The organism is Enterobacter cloacae complex sp. SYL001, from assembly GCF_049237025.1.
Taxonomy (GTDB): domain Bacteria; phylum Pseudomonadota; class Gammaproteobacteria; order Enterobacterales; family Enterobacteriaceae; genus Enterobacter; species Enterobacter intestinihominis.
In genome coordinates this window covers 1-13,728 of sequence record NZ_JBMKJI010000022.1, presented here as the reverse complement: position 1 = coordinate 13,728, position 13,728 = coordinate 1, and the positions used below count along the sequence as shown (strand labels likewise).

18 protein-coding genes and 1 pseudogene are annotated in these 13,728 nt (G+C 54.7%); 12 read left to right on the top strand and 7 right to left on the bottom strand.

The window, feature by feature from the left end; translation table 11 throughout:
* Positions 1–36: 36 nt before the first annotated feature.
* Positions 37–1,320, top strand: coding sequence for a YeaH/YhbH family protein (locus tag ACOTZP_RS17765; RefSeq protein ID WP_271074596.1), 1,284 nt, complete (start codon positions 37–39; stop codon positions 1,318–1,320).
* A gap of 99 nt (positions 1,321–1,419) precedes the next feature.
* On the top strand, positions 1,420–1,920 hold the full coding sequence (locus tag ACOTZP_RS17760) for a YbaK/prolyl-tRNA synthetase associated domain-containing protein (RefSeq protein WP_023299826.1): 501 nt from the start codon (positions 1,420–1,422) through the stop codon (positions 1,918–1,920).
* Between the two features lie 20 nt (positions 1,921–1,940).
* Here ACOTZP_RS17760 and yoaI read toward each other — a convergent pair whose 3' ends face one another.
* On the bottom strand, positions 1,941–2,042 hold the full coding sequence (gene yoaI, locus ACOTZP_RS17755; RefSeq protein WP_237764893.1) for a small membrane protein YoaI: 102 nt from the start codon (positions 2,040–2,042) through the stop codon (positions 1,941–1,943).
* 285 nt (positions 2,043–2,327) lie between these two features.
* On the opposite strand from yoaI, the gene ACOTZP_RS17750 reads away from it, so the two are divergent.
* From ACOTZP_RS17750 to ACOTZP_RS17740, 3 genes are all read left to right on the top strand, one after another.
* Positions 2,328–3,659 carry a glycoside-pentoside-hexuronide (GPH):cation symporter gene (locus tag ACOTZP_RS17750; protein WP_023305891.1) on the top strand — a complete coding sequence of 444 codons (1,332 nt, stop codon included), beginning with the start codon at positions 2,328–2,330 and terminating at the stop codon, positions 3,657–3,659.
* A gap of 15 nt (positions 3,660–3,674) precedes the next feature.
* Positions 3,675–5,711, top strand: coding sequence for a TIM-barrel domain-containing protein (locus ACOTZP_RS17745; protein WP_271074595.1), 2,037 nt, complete (start codon positions 3,675–3,677; stop codon positions 5,709–5,711).
* Positions 5,712–5,817: 106 nt separating this feature from the next.
* Positions 5,818–6,264: a DUF441 domain-containing protein gene (locus tag ACOTZP_RS17740; RefSeq protein WP_003857881.1), complete on the top strand. Its 447-nt coding sequence runs from the start codon at positions 5,818–5,820 to the stop codon at positions 6,262–6,264.
* Here ACOTZP_RS17740 and ACOTZP_RS17735 read toward each other — a convergent pair.
* A complete protein-coding gene (locus ACOTZP_RS17735) occupies positions 6,248–7,039 on the bottom strand; it encodes an AraC family transcriptional regulator (RefSeq protein ID WP_023305889.1) in 792 nt (263 codons plus the stop codon). The two genes, ACOTZP_RS17740 and ACOTZP_RS17735, sit on opposite strands and share 17 nt — an antisense overlap.
* 99 nt (positions 7,040–7,138) lie before the next feature.
* Here ACOTZP_RS17735 and ACOTZP_RS17730 point away from each other — a divergent pair, with 99 nt between their 5' ends.
* The gene (locus tag ACOTZP_RS17730) at positions 7,139–8,326 is read left to right on the top strand and encodes a CynX/NimT family MFS transporter (protein WP_063152010.1); all 1,188 of its coding nucleotides are present in this window, start codon (positions 7,139–7,141) and stop codon (positions 8,324–8,326) included.
* A 31-nt stretch (positions 8,327–8,357) separates the two neighbouring features.
* Here ACOTZP_RS17730 and ACOTZP_RS17725 read toward each other — a convergent pair whose 3' ends face one another.
* Positions 8,358–9,065: a CTP synthase C-terminal region-related (seleno)protein gene (locus ACOTZP_RS17725; protein WP_022647780.1), complete on the bottom strand. Its 708-nt coding sequence runs from the start codon at positions 9,063–9,065 to the stop codon at positions 8,358–8,360.
* A 150-nt stretch (positions 9,066–9,215) separates the two neighbouring features.
* Between ACOTZP_RS17725 and ACOTZP_RS17720 the strand changes: the two genes are divergently transcribed.
* Positions 9,216–9,560: a DUF488 domain-containing protein gene (locus tag ACOTZP_RS17720; RefSeq protein ID WP_022647779.1), complete on the top strand. Its 345-nt coding sequence runs from the start codon at positions 9,216–9,218 to the stop codon at positions 9,558–9,560.
* Here ACOTZP_RS17720 and ACOTZP_RS17715 read toward each other — a convergent pair whose 3' ends face one another.
* Positions 9,561–9,866, bottom strand: coding sequence for a hypothetical protein (locus ACOTZP_RS17715; protein ID WP_022647778.1), 306 nt, complete (start codon positions 9,864–9,866; stop codon positions 9,561–9,563).
* Positions 9,867–9,946: 80 nt separating this feature from the next.
* Positions 9,947–10,201 (bottom strand): DUF333 domain-containing protein, encoded by a 255-nt coding sequence (locus tag ACOTZP_RS17710; RefSeq protein WP_022647777.1) that lies wholly within the window; start codon positions 10,199–10,201, stop codon positions 9,947–9,949.
* A gap of 313 nt (positions 10,202–10,514) precedes the next feature.
* Here ACOTZP_RS17710 and ACOTZP_RS17705 point away from each other — a divergent pair, with 313 nt between their 5' ends.
* The 3 genes from ACOTZP_RS17705 to yoaJ are packed head-to-tail and all read left to right on the top strand — an operon-like array spanning position 10,515 to position 11,762.
* Entirely contained in the window at positions 10,515–11,543 is a 1,029-nt protein-coding gene (locus ACOTZP_RS17705) for a sensor domain-containing diguanylate cyclase (protein WP_022647776.1), read from the top strand.
* A 45-nt stretch (positions 11,544–11,588) separates the two neighbouring features.
* Entirely contained in the window at positions 11,589–11,687 is a 99-nt protein-coding gene (locus tag ACOTZP_RS17700; RefSeq protein ID WP_015570793.1) for a YoaK family small membrane protein, read from the top strand.
* A complete protein-coding gene (gene yoaJ / locus ACOTZP_RS17695; protein WP_071841870.1) occupies positions 11,688–11,762 on the top strand; it encodes a protein YoaJ in 75 nt (24 codons plus the stop codon). It abuts the gene before it with no gap.
* Between the two features lie 53 nt (positions 11,763–11,815).
* Here the strand turns inward: yoaJ and ACOTZP_RS17690 are convergent, their stop codons facing one another.
* Positions 11,816–12,064: a GlsB/YeaQ/YmgE family stress response membrane protein gene (locus ACOTZP_RS17690; RefSeq protein WP_022647775.1), complete on the bottom strand. Its 249-nt coding sequence runs from the start codon at positions 12,062–12,064 to the stop codon at positions 11,816–11,818.
* A gap of 369 nt (positions 12,065–12,433) precedes the next feature.
* Between ACOTZP_RS17690 and yncL the strand changes: the two genes are divergently transcribed.
* Both yncL and ACOTZP_RS17680 read left to right on the top strand, forming a co-directional pair.
* Entirely contained in the window at positions 12,434–12,526 is a 93-nt protein-coding gene (gene yncL / locus ACOTZP_RS17685) for a stress response membrane protein YncL (protein ID WP_071524166.1), read from the top strand.
* 123 nt (positions 12,527–12,649) lie between these two features.
* Positions 12,650–13,063: pseudogene (locus ACOTZP_RS17680) on the top strand (CSS-motif domain-containing protein); the annotation flags it as partial.
* Positions 13,064–13,074: 11 nt separating this feature from the next.
* Here ACOTZP_RS17680 and ACOTZP_RS17675 read toward each other — a convergent pair.
* Positions 13,075–13,728, bottom strand: a 654-nt coding sequence (locus tag ACOTZP_RS17675; protein WP_421633759.1) for an IS3 family transposase, incomplete at its 5' end; no start/stop codon positions are given.

Sequence of the window (13,728 nt, the reverse complement as noted above, 5' to 3'; positions counted from 1 at the left end):
GACGCTGCAAGTTGGCAAATGCAGTACGGGGGATATATGACCTGGTTTATTGACCGGCGTCTTAACGGCAAAAACAAGAGCACGGTGAATCGCCAGCGCTTCTTGCGCCGTTATAAAGCGCAAATTAAACAGTCGATCTCCGAGGCCATCAACAAACGCTCGGTGACCGACGTCGACAGCGGCGAATCCGTCTCCATTCCCAACGATGACATCAGCGAACCGATGTTTCATCAGGGGCGTGGCGGTCTTCGCCATCGCGTGCACCCAGGTAATGACCACTTCGTCCAGAATGACAGAATCGAGCGGCCACAAGGCGGAGGCGGCGGTTCTGGCAGCGGTCAGGGACAGGCCAGCCAGGACGGTGAAGGCCAGGATGAGTTCGTCTTTCAGATTTCAAAAGACGAATATCTCGACCTGCTGTTTGAGGATCTGGCCCTGCCGAATCTGAGAAAGAATCAGCACCGTCAGCTCAACGAATACAAAACCCATCGCGCGGGTTATACCGCAAACGGGGTGCCCGCCAACATCAGCGTGGTGCGTTCACTGCAAAACTCGCTGGCGCGACGCACGGCGATGACGGCAGGCAAACGGCGCGAACTGCGCGAGCTGGAAACCAGCCTGAAAGTGGTGGAAAACACCGAACCGGCGCAACTACTGGAAGAGGAGCGCCTGCGAAAAGAGATCGCCGAACTGCGGGCGAAGATCGACCGGGTACCGTTTATCGACACGTTCGACCTGCGCTACAAGAACTACGAAAAATGTCCGGAGCCTTCCAGCCAGGCGGTGATGTTCTGCCTGATGGACGTGTCAGGTTCAATGGATCAGGCCACCAAGGATATGGCTAAGCGTTTTTATATTCTGCTCTATCTGTTCCTGAGCAGAACGTATAAGAACGTGGAGGTGGTCTACATCCGCCATCACACTCAGGCGAAGGAGGTGGATGAGCATGAGTTTTTCTACTCGCAGGAGACCGGTGGCACCATCGTGTCGAGCGCCCTGAAGCTGATGGATGAGGTGGTAAAGGAGCGCTACGACCCGGCGCAGTGGAACATCTACGCCGCCCAGGCATCGGATGGCGATAACTGGGCGGATGACTCGCCCCTGTGTCATGAAATTCTGGCGAAGAAGATCCTGCCGGTGGTGCGCTACTACAGTTACATTGAAATTACCCGTCGCGCCCACCAGACGCTGTGGCGTGAGTATGAGCATCTGCAAGCGATGTTCGATAACTTTGCGATGCAGCACATTCGTGACCAGGATGACATCTATCCGGTCTTCCGGGAACTGTTCCAGAAACAGTCTTCCACCAGCAATGCATGAATCAACAGCCAGCGCTCCCGCTGGCTGTTTTCTTTCAGCCCTCTCCCTCCCGTGCTAATGTAGCAAGCTACGTATTGGCTAATCACAAGTGAAATCGTTATGTCTGATGACGTGACCGGGACGACAACCCATCAGCAGCTAATCAGCTTATTAACCGAGCAGGAGGCGCACTTTCGTGTGGTGGCGCATGAGGCCGTAGGGAAATGCGAAGCGGTCAGTGAAATTCGCGGGACCGATCTCCGCCAGGGAGCAAAAGCGCTGGTCTGTAAGGTAAAAGGCAACGGCGTTAAGAAACATATTCTGGCAATCCTCGCCGCCGATCGGCAGGCCGATCTGAGCCTGCTGGCCAGCCATTTCGGAGGGCTTAAGGCATCTCTCGCCAGTCCGGCCGAAGTGGATGCGCTTACCGGCTGCGTTTTCGGCGCCATTCCCCCCTTCAGCTTTCACCCGGATCTGACGCTGGTCGCCGATCCGCTGCTGTTTGAGCGCTTTGACGAGATCGCCTTTAACGCCGGTCTGCTGGAAAAATCGGTGATTATGGATACCCAGGACTATCTGCGTATCGCCCGTCCTGAACTGGTGTCGTTCCGTAAACAATAAATACAGAGGCTGGCTAACGGTCAGCCGTTTTCCAGCAGCAGCACAGAAGTAATCAAAATAATCGCGATGATAAAAAACGATGAGGAGATAATCAGCGTTTCGACAAACATAGGATCGTTCATGATGCCCTCTGCCTTGCCCATTTCCCTTTTTTTTACTCCCGCAAAATGACAGTTAAATGACAATGACGCGTCCGCGAAATGACAATTTTTCGCTGAAACGATTCGCTGTTAACTCCCCTCCCCCGTATAAAGTCACTGTTTAAATACTTTATTTGTTACCGGTATCACGAAAAGAAATTTACGTAACCCCGATGCCAGATCTCGCAATTGTTAACCTTTTCATGATGGTTAACCTTGTTTACGGAGCACCTCATAAATAAACCTTACACTGGCAAGGTGAATACAATGACCGAGATAATTACCCGTAAAGAAAAAATCAGTTATGGGTTAGGCGATATGGCGAGCCATATTGGGCTGGATAACGTCATTATTTTTCTGACGTTTTACTATACGGACGTGGTGGGGTTACCTGCCGCATTCGTGGGCACTATGTTTCTTCTGGCGAGAACCGCCGATGCCATAATTGATCCGGCGATGGGCTATATCGCAGACAGGACGCGTACCCGCTGGGGAAAATTCCGCCCCTGGATGCTGTGGCTGGCGCTGCCCTTTGGCGCAAGCTGTCTGCTGACCTACGCCGTGCCGGCGTCGCTCGACCTGCACGGTAAAATGATTTTCGCCACCGTCAGCTATACCCTGATGATGCTGATGTATACCGCAATCAATATTCCCTATTGCTCCATGGGCGCGGTAATTACGCCCGACAACGATGCGCGAATTTCCCTTCAGTCTTATCGCTTTTTCCTTGCCACGCTGGGTGGCGCGTTGTCGACATTCTTTATGATGCCGCTGGCAGAGTTTTTAGGCGGCGACGATAAATTACTGGGCTACCGCTGGGCGATGGCCATTATGGCGACCGTCGCGGTGATCATGTTCTGGATCTGCTTCGCCAATACGCGTGAACGTATTAAGGCTCCCGCCACCCACAATAATTATCTTGCGGAACTACGGGATTTATTACGAAACGACCAATGGCGAGTTGTCGCCGTCCTGGTATTAACCAATATTGGTTTTGGCGTTATTCGCCTTGGCGCAATGATGTATTTCGTCACTTATTATCTCGGTAGCGCAAGCTATTTTATGTGGATGCTCGGGGCGCATATTCTCGGGAAAGCCGCAGGCAGCGCGCTGGCCAAACGTCTGACGCAGAACGTCAGCAAAGTGCAGATGTTTGGATATTGTTCCGTACTGGCGGGGGTACTCAGCATCGCCCTGTTCTTTGCGCCTAAGTCGGTGCTTATTCTGGTGCCCATGACGTTTATCGTCTCCACTCTTTACCAGGCCACCACCACGCTAATGTGGGTGATGATGGCGGATGTCGCCGATTACGGCGAATGGAAACAGGGCAAACGCATGGACGGCGTGATCTTCTCCACCTTCCTCGCCGTACTCAAGCTGGGGATGGCGATCAGCGGCGCGATTGTTGGCTGGACGCTGGGCTTAAGCGGCTATGTTGCCAATGCCCCGGAACAAACTACCACGGCCATGTACTGCATCATCGCCCTCTTCACCGTCGTACCTGGCATCTTGTCGCTCTGCGCGTTTGCCACGCTGCGCTGGTACAAGCTCGACGACAGCACAATGCAATCCATCCATCTCGCCAAACACCCTGTTTAGAAGGACGCATTATCCATGAGTGAGCTGATTCAACATTCCAACTGTATCGAATGGCGTTTTGAACGCCAGATCCTGCGCATCGAACCCTGGGGAGAAAACAGTCTTCGCGTCAGGGCCACCTGCTCCCCGGCATTTGATGACGCCTTACAGGCACTGTTACCCGCCGCCCCTTGCCAGGCCGAGATTGTCGCCGAAGCGGAAAGCCTGACGCTGCGCAACGGCAATATTACCGCGACCCTGAACCTTAAAGGTCAGCTGGCTTTCTACAATCAGCGCGGCGAACTGCTGCTGGAGGAGATGTGGCGCCAGCGTTCAACGGTGGGTATCGGTGCCAGCGAGAAGAGTCAGGATAAATATGTCAGCGCCCTGAAGCTGGATGGCCGCGAATTTAAACCGCTGATGGGCGGCAAATATCAGCTCACCGTCCGGTTTGAATCGCGTCCGGATGAACGCATCTATGGCATGGGTCAGTATCAACAGCCGTGGCTGGATCTGAAAGGCTGTACGCTGGAGCTGGCTCAGCGCAACTCCCAGGCCAGCGTGCCCTTTATGCAGTCCAGCCTTGGCTATGGCCTGCTGTGGAACAACCCGGCGATTGGTGAAGCCAGCTTTGCAAAAAATCAGATGGAATGGCGCGCCCGCGTCACAGGAGAGATGGACTACTGGATCACCGCCGCTGACACGGTGGCGGATATCACCCGCCAGTACGTGAAAGCCACCGGTACTCCGCCCCCCGCCCCGGCGTTTATCAGCGGGCTGTGGCAGTGCAAATTGCGATACCGCACCCAGCAGGAGGTGCTGGAGGTTGCGCGGGAGTATCACCGCCGTAATCTGCCGCTGTCGGTGATGGTCATCGACTTTTTCCACTGGCCGAATCAGGGCACCTGGTGCTTCGACCCCGTAGACTGGCCCGATCCTGAAGGCATGGTCGACGAGCTGCGCGAAATGGGTATTGCGCTGATGGTGTCGGTGTGGCCAACGGTAGAGGCGCGCAGCCCCCTCTACCCGCTGATGAAAGCCAAAGGCTGGCTTGTCAGCAGTGAGCGCGGCGTGCAGGTCAACCTCGATTTTATGGGCAATACCACCTTCTTTGATGCGACCCATCCTGAGGCGCGGAAATTCGTCTGGGATACGGTGAAGAAAAATTACTACGACATGGGCATTAAGCTGTTCTGGCTGGACGAAGCGGAGCCGGAATACCGCGCCTATGATTTTGACAACTATCGCTACCACGCCGGTCCGGTACTGGAAGTGGGCAATCGCTACCCGCGTGACTTTGCGCAGGGCTTTTACGATGGGCTCCAGGCAAACGGCGAAACCGACATTGTTAACCTGGTACGCTGCGCCTGGGCTGGCAGCCAACGCTTCGGCGTGCTGGCGTGGTCGGGTGATGTCCACTCCTCGTTCCATGCTTTTCGCAATCAACTCGCCGCAGGACTGAATATGGGGCTGGCGGGGATCCCATGGTGGACGACCGATATCGGCGGCTTCCAGGGAGGGAACGTTAACGACCCGGCATTCCATGAATTGCTGATCCGTTGGTTCCAGTGGGCGGTGTTTACACCGGTACTGCGCATGCACGGCTATCGCGAACCGCAGATCCAACCTCCGGAGCGCTACCGTGACGGTATTCCTCAGTGTAACAGCGGTTCGCCTAATGAGCTGTGGAGTTACGGAGAAGAGAATTACGCCATCATGCAGCACTGGCTTACCGTGCGCGAAACCCTGCGCCCGTATATTGACGCGTTGTACCGGCAGGCTCATCTGCACGGAGACCCGCTCATGCGTCCGCTGTTCTGGCACTATCCGAAGGATAAGCAGAGCTGGGCGTGTGAAGATCAGTATCTGTTTGGTGAAGATCTTCTGGTGGCGCCGGTTATGCAGGCCGGTCAGCGTGAGCGCGATGTCTGGCTGCCGACGGGCAATAGCTGGATCGCCCTCAACGGTGAGCGCTACGCCGGTGGGGAGCATATCCGGGTGCCTGCGGCGCTGGAAACCATCCCGGTGTTTATCCGCGAAGGGAGTCCGCTTATCCAGCAACTGGTGGACTGACGTCAGGCAAGTGCCCAAAGATAGACAATTTTTTCAGTAAAGCCTGCCTGCCGTCGCGTTTGAGCGTAAAGTAAGCAGGCTTACTATTTTTGGCAAGGATCCCGTCATGTTCGACCCTACACTACTCATACTTCTGGCCCTGGCTGCTCTGGGTTTTGTCAGCCACAATACCACCGTCGCGATTTCCATTCTGGTCCTGATCATCGTTCGCGTCACACCGTTGAACACCTTCTTCCCGTGGATAGAAAAACAGGGGCTTACCATCGGGATCATTATTTTGACCATCGGTGTGATGGCCCCGATTGCCAGCGGAACGCTACCGGCCTCAACGCTGCTGCACTCCTTTGTGAACTGGAAATCGCTGGTGGCGATTGCAGTGGGCGTTTTTGTCTCATGGCTTGGCGGGCGCGGCGTGACGCTGATGAGCAGCCAGCCTTCTCTGGTGGCCGGGCTGCTGGTGGGCACCGTGTTAGGCGTGGCGCTATTTCGTGGCGTGCCGGTTGGCCCGCTGATTGCTGCCGGACTGGTTTCGCTGTTTATCGGGAAGTCGTAGTCAGGCTGGCGATATAGCGGGCGGGCGTCTGTCCCAGTCCTTTCTTGAACATGGTGATAAAGGCGGTGGTGGAGTCATACCCCAGCGCCTGCGCCGCCTGCTGGACCGACTTTCCGCCGATCAAAAACTGCAATGCGACAATCAGCTGGAGCTGGTGTCGCCAGCGGCGAAAGCTTAAGCCGGTCTCTTTCACCACCAGTCGCGCCAGATTGCGCTCGCTCATGGCAAAGTGGCTGGCCCACTGCGCCAGCGTCTGCCAGGCGGCAGGTTCGTTTGCCATGGTCTCACTCATCAGACGAATTTTCGGATGCGGAGATACCGGCAGCTGGAGATGCTCCTGCGGTTGCAGGGGCAGTTCATCAAACAGGACGTCAACCAGCCTTCCGGTAGCGGGAAGAGGCAGTTCCTCCTGTGACCTGTCCGCGAGCGCCAGCACCAGCTCCCGCACCAGGGGCGATATTTTCAACGTACAGGTACGCGTCGGTAATTCGAGCGCACCGGGTTCAATAAACAGCAGGCAGAGCTGCGCGCCGGGCGTCGCCTTGTTGCTGTGCGGCGTTTGACCCGGTATCCACACCGCATACTGGGGCGGCACCATCAGCATCGCGTTCTCTACTTCACAGGTGATCGCTCCTCCCAGCGCCATAATCAGCTGCCCTTTGCGGTGCTGATGCAGCGGAATGTACTGTTCTTGTGCCACCACGCGGATGCGGAAGGCCACCGCCGCGTCGTGCTGGCTATCGGGATCGTAGCCGTCGAGTCCCAGTCCATACATAAAGTTGTCCGATATTAGCGATAAACTGTCATTTTAGCCTGATTTCAACCACGACTTAAATCGGTATGGTATGCGCTCGCCTGAACGTAAGAGACAATAATGACTACTGCTATTCATCCTTCCGGGAAACAGGGCGCGCTGCTGGTTGCAGGCATCCTGATGATCGCCACGACGCTGCGCGTCACCTTTACCGGGGTCGCCCCCCTGCTCGACACCATCCGACAGGACTATGGCTTAAGCACGGCGCAAACCGGCCTGCTCACAACGCTGCCTCTGCTGGCCTTCGCCTTTATCTCTCCCCTTGCCGCAGGCGTCGCCCGGCGCCTGGGCATGGAGCGCAGCCTTTTTATCGCTCTGCTGCTGATTTGCATCGGGATTGGCGTACGTTCGCTGCCGTCGGCCTCGCTGCTGTTTATCGGTACGGCGATCGTGGGCTGTGGGATTGCGCTGGGCAATGTCCTGTTACCCGGATTAATCAAACGTGATTTTCCGGGCCAGGTCGCAAAACTGACGGGGGCTTATTCGCTGACGATGGGGGCCGCCGCTGCCGCAGGGTCGGCGCTGATCGTCCCGCTGTCGCTGGGGAATGCTGGCTGGCACGGGGCGCTGTTGATGCTGATGTTCTTCCCGCTGGTGGCGCTGCTGCTGTGGTTACCGCAATGGCGCCAGAGGCCGGCCGCCACCCTGACCGGCGCGGGCGCGTTGCACAATCGGGCAATCTGGCGCTCCGCACTCGCCTGGCAGGTGACGCTTTTTCTGGGCATTAACTCGCTGATTTACTACGTCATTATCGGCTGGTTACCCGCGATTTTACTTAGCCACGGCTACAGCGAAACGCAGGCTGGCTCCATGCACGGACTTCTCCAGCTGGCAACCGCTGTTCCCGGTCTCGCCATTCCGCTGATCCTGCACCGTCTTAACGATCAGCGTGGCATAGCCGGGCTTGTCGCTCTGATGTGCGCCGTCAGTGCGGCCGGGTTCTGGTTCGCGCCGGGGCTGGCCGTCGTCTGGACGCTGGTGTTTGGCTTTGGATCCGGCGCCACCATGATCCTCGGCCTGACGTTTATCGGACTGCGGGCCAGCTCGGCCCATCAGGCCGCCGCGCTCTCCGGCATGGCACAGTCGATTGGCTATCTGCTGGCGGCCTGTGGCCCACCGCTGATGGGGAAAATTCACGATACCGCCGGAGACTGGCGCATTCCGCTGCTGGCCTGCGCGCTGGCTGCGGTAGTGATGGCCCTGTGCGGCATGCTGGCCGGGCGTGACCGGGAGATCACACCCCGCTGACATTCAAGGCAGACCTGACGGTCTGCTTTTTTTATCCCTGCGCCGCCCGCAGCATGGCCTGCACCAGCACGACCGGGCGCCCTTGAAGCGCAGCCCGCTCATGCTGGAACAGGGTGATGACAAAGAAAGGATGGGTCAGCAGCTCTGCCGCGCGGATCTCGCCCTGCTCGTCCCAGCCCGTTACGCGCATGTCGCCCCGCTCAAGCTGGCTGGCAAACTCAGACGAGACGCCGTAATTGCAGTGATAACCTTCCTGAATTTCCGGCTTGCCGTACGCTTTGGCAATCAGCGTGTTGTTCCGCAGCTCAATCGCGTCGGTTTTTTCCACCAGCGAGCAGGCCAGCGGCGCAATCACCATCCTCCCCTCGGTATCGGTTTCGGCATGGCCTGCATCGTGCCAACCCAGCACATTACGGGCATACTCAATCAGCGCATGCTGGAACCCGCCGCAGGTGCCGAGAAAAGGGATGCTGTTTTCACGCGCGTAACGCGCGGCAATAAACGCCGCCTCGGTGTTTTTATACGGGCTTGCCGGTACCAGCCAGATGGCATCGTACCCGACCAGGTCTTCGGGGTTGGTCAGCTCAGGCGTGGCGAGCCAGTCATAATCAGCGGTGAGATCCAGAACCGCAGCGGCGTCGTCAATCGCCAGCGGGATCGCCTGGTGCGCAATAACATCGGGATTGTAATCACCAACCAGCGCAATGCGCAGCGTCGTTTTAACCGGGGAGAGTTCCATGAGAGATTCCTTATGCCGGAGGATTTTCAGATAACATAAGGAACCTCAGACTACCGATCTTTTGCAATTATCACAATACCTTAAATTGGGTGGTTAAACGCCGGGTGCTATAGTGTTCTTGCCGAACGTCGAACGGTAGGAGGAAAACGGATGATTCAATGTAAGCGCGTCTATGAGCAGGCAACGTCAGACGATGGTTACCGGGTGCTGGTAGACAGACTCTGGCCGCGAGGGATAAAAAAGACCGACCTCGCCTGTGATGAGTGGTGTAAAGCGCTAACGCCGTCCAGCGAACTGCGGAAAGCCTTTCACAGTGAAACGATCGATTTCACCGCGTTCAGTGAAGCCTATCGTAAAGAGCTGGCGCAGCAGCAGGATGAAGGCAAACGCCTGGCGGCCCTCGCCCGACAGCAGACCGTGACGCTACTCTATGGGGCGAAAAATACGGAGCAGAATCACGCGCGGGTACTGGCGGACTGGCTGCGTGAACTGTGATTAACCGATTGCCAGCTCATCCACGTTGTGTGGCATCTCGTCGGGAGTAAGCGGCATCAAATGTTCCGGGCGAACAAACGCAAAACCGTGCTGATTATCAAAGGCGTAAACATCACCGGTGACCAGCCACAGCGCACGCGCTGATGTATCAGGTAATTGCGTCATGACGCCGTTAACCGGGTTCACAAAACGCTGGCCCGGCTGACAAAGGCCAAACAGCTCCACGGATTTACCGATATTTCGACGGCCCGCCGTCGTACGCGCACCCACAATTATCGCCATGCTGCCCGGTTTTAACTGAAACATACTTCTTCTCGCAAACGTACCGCCAGAAACTGGCTAAGAATAATCCTAAAGAGAAGTGTATCGCAGTTTTATTGCCGTTGTCATCTGGTCGGTTGCGGATGATCGCGGCGGTAGAGATCCCATTCATCGATCACTTCCCCGCCTGGCAATTTGCACTCGGTACGTACACCCTGCGGGCTTTGAACAGGGATTTGCTCTCCCCCTTTCTCCAGACAGTACACTGACGCCGGATTTGCCATACCAATAGCGTGCGGCGGTTGAGGCGCATCGGGAGGAGGTGTCTTTGTTGAGCATGCGGCCAGCGGTAAAACCAGCGCCAGGAGAAGATATTTCATTATCATGATCCTTCAGGGTGTTGAAAACGTCAGAGTAACGGGTCATCGCCGTTTTCTCCATGATTTCTCCATTAAACCTGCACGATTCATCCCTATAGTGGTGTCTGTTCTCACTCTGACCAGAGAACATCATTCCGTAATCAAGATGTTTTGCCCCGATCTCAACATCGGGGCTTTTTTTTAGCCTCTCCTTCATCCGCTTTCAGAAGAATCTATAAAATTAATCCAGTTCATGTTTTACTATGACCGGAGTCTATATTTTCAGCATAACATGCAGATACAGAGGTCTTCTGCATGGGAGTCAACCTGCCTCATGTCAGATATCATTCTTGCCCGTGTTTCAGAAACCCTCTCCACCGAGCAATCTCTCGACAGTCTGGTGCGTCAGCTACTGGAAATGCTGGAAATTGTGACGGATATGGAATCAACCTACCTGACCAAAATCGATATCAACGCGCGTTTGCAGCACATTTTATATGCCCGTAACAGCAAGCAAATGCAGATCCCGGAAGGGTTCAGCGTGCCCTGGGACGAAACGCTCTGTAAGCGCGCCATGGATAGCGACACCTTGTTCAGTAACGAGGTGCCCGACCGCTGGCCGGAGTGTGAAGCGGCAAAAGCACTGGGTATTACAACCTATATGAGCGTGCCGGTTCACCTGGCTGACGGTTCTCTGTACGGCACGCTTTGCGCTGCCAGCACCGCACAGAAACAGTTCAGCGAGCGTGGCGAGCAGGTGATCAGGCTCTTTGCCGGGTTAATTGGTCAGTACATTCAGAAAGAGTCGCTTGTGCTTCAGCTTCGTGAAGCAAATGCGGCGCTCATTGCCCACTCTTACACCGACGCCCTTACCGGCCTGCCGAACCGTCGCGCCATTTTTGAAAACCTTACCACCCTGTTCTCACTGGCGCGCCATCTTAACCGCAACGTCATGATTGCCTTTATTGACCTCGATGATTTCAAGCGAATCAATGATCAGTACGGTCATGAAGCGGGCGATCGGTTCCTCGTTCAGGTCGGCAATCGACTGACTCACCAGCAAACGCAGGACGAAATTATCGGCCGGCTCGGCGGCGATGAATTTCTGGTTGCCAGCCTGAGTCACAGCGATGATGGCGACGCCAGCACAGAGGTCAACGCTATCAAAACCCGCCTCAACGGCCGTATCGCGGGTGAATATGGGTTAGGTAATGTCACTATTCTCTATCCCGGTGCAAGCTATGGCGTCGTTATTGTTGATCCTCACTGCACAGATGAAGATAGTGCCCTGCGCACCGCAGACCTCGCGATGTATCAGGATAAAAAAGGAAAAAACAAAACAGGCTTTGTCGCGTTAGATTAAAACCGTACACTCTACGGCCTTATACAAACTCAAACAGGTGATGGCATGAGAATAGGGATCCTCTTTCCGGTGGTTATTTTTATCACGGCAGTCGTGTTTTTAGGCTGGTTTTTCCTTGGCGGTTACGCCGCGCCGGGGGCATAAATGAGAAAAACGACCCTCATCATGCTGATTGTCGCCATCGTGGCCGTCGCCGGTACGCAGTTTGGCTGGTGGTAACGCCCAAAGTAAAAAGGCTGCCCTCAGGCAGCCTTTTTTAACACAGGTCAGATTTAGCTTTTGATTTTTCTGTAGATAAACAGAACAACCAGCGCGCCAATCACCGCGACGACAAAGCTGCCGAAGTTGAAGCCATCAACTCTGCCAAAGCCGAACAGGGTACTGATCCAGCCACCGACGACTGCACCTACAATCCCCAGAACGATCGTGACGATGAAACCGCCGCCATCTTTGCCCGGCATAATCCACTTCGCCAGGATCCCCGCAATCAGCCCAAAGATAATCCAGGATAAAATTCCCATAGCTTTCCTCTCTGTATGGTTTTTGTCATTAAATCAACGACACAGAAAAGGATAGCACAGGATCTGAGAAAGGAAATTTGTGATAAGAATCACACGGTTCGTTTGAGTAAAATCTGAGCAATAAAAATTGCCGTTCCACACTCATCGTGGGGTTGCATCTTTTACTGAGAAAGATTATCTTTCTCATTACTGAATAGTTGAGCAAATCACTCAGGTATTCAGTACGACATTGCTCACATTGCTTCCAGTATTTCTTGCCCACTTTTAGTGGGCTTTTTTTTGCCTCACCCCACCAAAATCTGGCGTTTTTTCCCAGGAGGTGAACCGCTATTCTCTGTGGCTACTGAACAGCAAAGTGAATCTGATAACATGAACGTATCGAGCAAGTTCGTCATCTGCCTTAATCTTGTTTCTGCCAGTACGCTACTGTTACTGCTCTCGACACGGTTTGAGTGGTTCTGAGATGTAATGAGTCGGCATGGTGGCTTCCCTTTCAATCACGTGCGGGCTCAACGCGCATACTTGTAGCTTTAATGACCTGTGTTAAGATCCCTGCACCTCAGGACGTGGCGGGACAGCAGGAAAATGAAGAAGGCCATTGCCGTTGCTATCATCTCAACCCTAATGGTCGTCCTGTCGCTGTATGCGGTTAACGCCATTATCGTTGAGCAGCAAAAGAACCGGCAGAGGGAGATCTCCCACACGCTCTTAAGCTATTCCGAAGAGTTAACACAAAATATCGCCAGTACGCTTAAAAATACCACCGTGCAGGGATGCGATAGCGCCAGTCTGAACGTCTACCGAAAATTAAAGATGCGTAGTCTCTATTTCGCCGATGTGGGGTTTATTGAAAAGGGGAAAATCACCTGCACCGCGTTTTGGGGCAAGCTGGCAAATCCCATCGCCCTTCCCCCTGAGCTGCATAAAACCCAGAACGGATTCAGTCTGGCGCAGTTTTCGCAGAGAGATTTCTTTATCGGTAATGCGACAATTTATAACCAATGTAGTGGTCAACTAAAACTGGCCACGGCTTTAGATTTTTTCCAGTATCGGTTTTCCGATTCGTTTGGCGGTAACCCACCGTTATAGTCATGCGGCCTGAGCGAGCTGTAATACCCGACGATATAGTCTGTGATCGCATGAGCAGCTTCGCTAAAGTTTATATAGCCTGTCACTGGCACCCACTCGTTTTTCAGACTTCTGAAGAAGCGTTCCATCGGGCTGTTATCCCAGCAGTTTCCGCGTCGGCTCATACTTTGCCTGATCCGGTAACGCCACAATAACTGCCGGAACTGCCTGCTTGTGTAGTGGCTACCCTGATCACTGTGGAACATCACTCCTGCTGTTTTACCTCGGGTTTCCCACGCCATTTCCAGCGCTTTGATGGTTAGCTTGCTGTCCGGTGAGAATGACATTGCCCAGCCTACCGGTTTCCTGGCGAACAGATCGAGAACAACGGCGAGGTAAGCCCATCGCCTGCCTGTCCAGATATACGTCACATCGCCGCACCACACCTGATTAGGCTCTGTCACTGCGAACTGTCGCTCAAGGCGATTTGGGATAGAGATGTGTTCATGGCCACTACGTTTATATCGGTGGGTCGGCTGCTGACAACTCACCAGACCCAGTTCTTTCATGATCCTTCCGGCAAGCCAGCGTCCCAT

Coding starts and splice junctions, on each gene's coding strand:
- ACOTZP_RS17765 (WP_271074596.1), top strand. CDS start 37: ATGACCTGGTTTATTGACCGGCGTCTTAACGGCAAAAACAAGAGCACG.
- ACOTZP_RS17760 (WP_023299826.1), top strand. CDS start 1,420: ATGTCTGATGACGTGACCGGGACGACAACCCATCAGCAGCTAATCAGC.
- yoaI (WP_237764893.1), bottom strand. CDS start 2,042: ATGAACGATCCTATGTTTGTCGAAACGCTGATTATCTCCTCATCGTTT.
- ACOTZP_RS17750 (WP_023305891.1), top strand. CDS start 2,328: ATGACCGAGATAATTACCCGTAAAGAAAAAATCAGTTATGGGTTAGGC.
- ACOTZP_RS17745 (WP_271074595.1), top strand. CDS start 3,675: ATGAGTGAGCTGATTCAACATTCCAACTGTATCGAATGGCGTTTTGAA.
- ACOTZP_RS17740 (WP_003857881.1), top strand. CDS start 5,818: ATGTTCGACCCTACACTACTCATACTTCTGGCCCTGGCTGCTCTGGGT.
- ACOTZP_RS17735 (WP_023305889.1), bottom strand. CDS start 7,039: ATGTATGGACTGGGACTCGACGGCTACGATCCCGATAGCCAGCACGAC.
- ACOTZP_RS17730 (WP_063152010.1), top strand. CDS start 7,139: ATGACTACTGCTATTCATCCTTCCGGGAAACAGGGCGCGCTGCTGGTT.
- ACOTZP_RS17725 (WP_022647780.1), bottom strand. CDS start 9,065: ATGGAACTCTCCCCGGTTAAAACGACGCTGCGCATTGCGCTGGTTGGT.
- ACOTZP_RS17720 (WP_022647779.1), top strand. CDS start 9,216: ATGATTCAATGTAAGCGCGTCTATGAGCAGGCAACGTCAGACGATGGT.
- ACOTZP_RS17715 (WP_022647778.1), bottom strand. CDS start 9,866: ATGTTTCAGTTAAAACCGGGCAGCATGGCGATAATTGTGGGTGCGCGT.
- ACOTZP_RS17710 (WP_022647777.1), bottom strand. CDS start 10,201: ATGAAATATCTTCTCCTGGCGCTGGTTTTACCGCTGGCCGCATGCTCA.
- ACOTZP_RS17705 (WP_022647776.1), top strand. CDS start 10,515: ATGTCAGATATCATTCTTGCCCGTGTTTCAGAAACCCTCTCCACCGAG.
- ACOTZP_RS17700 (WP_015570793.1), top strand. CDS start 11,589: ATGAGAATAGGGATCCTCTTTCCGGTGGTTATTTTTATCACGGCAGTC.
- ACOTZP_RS17690 (WP_022647775.1), bottom strand. CDS start 12,064: ATGGGAATTTTATCCTGGATTATCTTTGGGCTGATTGCGGGGATCCTG.
- yncL (WP_071524166.1), top strand. CDS start 12,434: ATGAACGTATCGAGCAAGTTCGTCATCTGCCTTAATCTTGTTTCTGCC.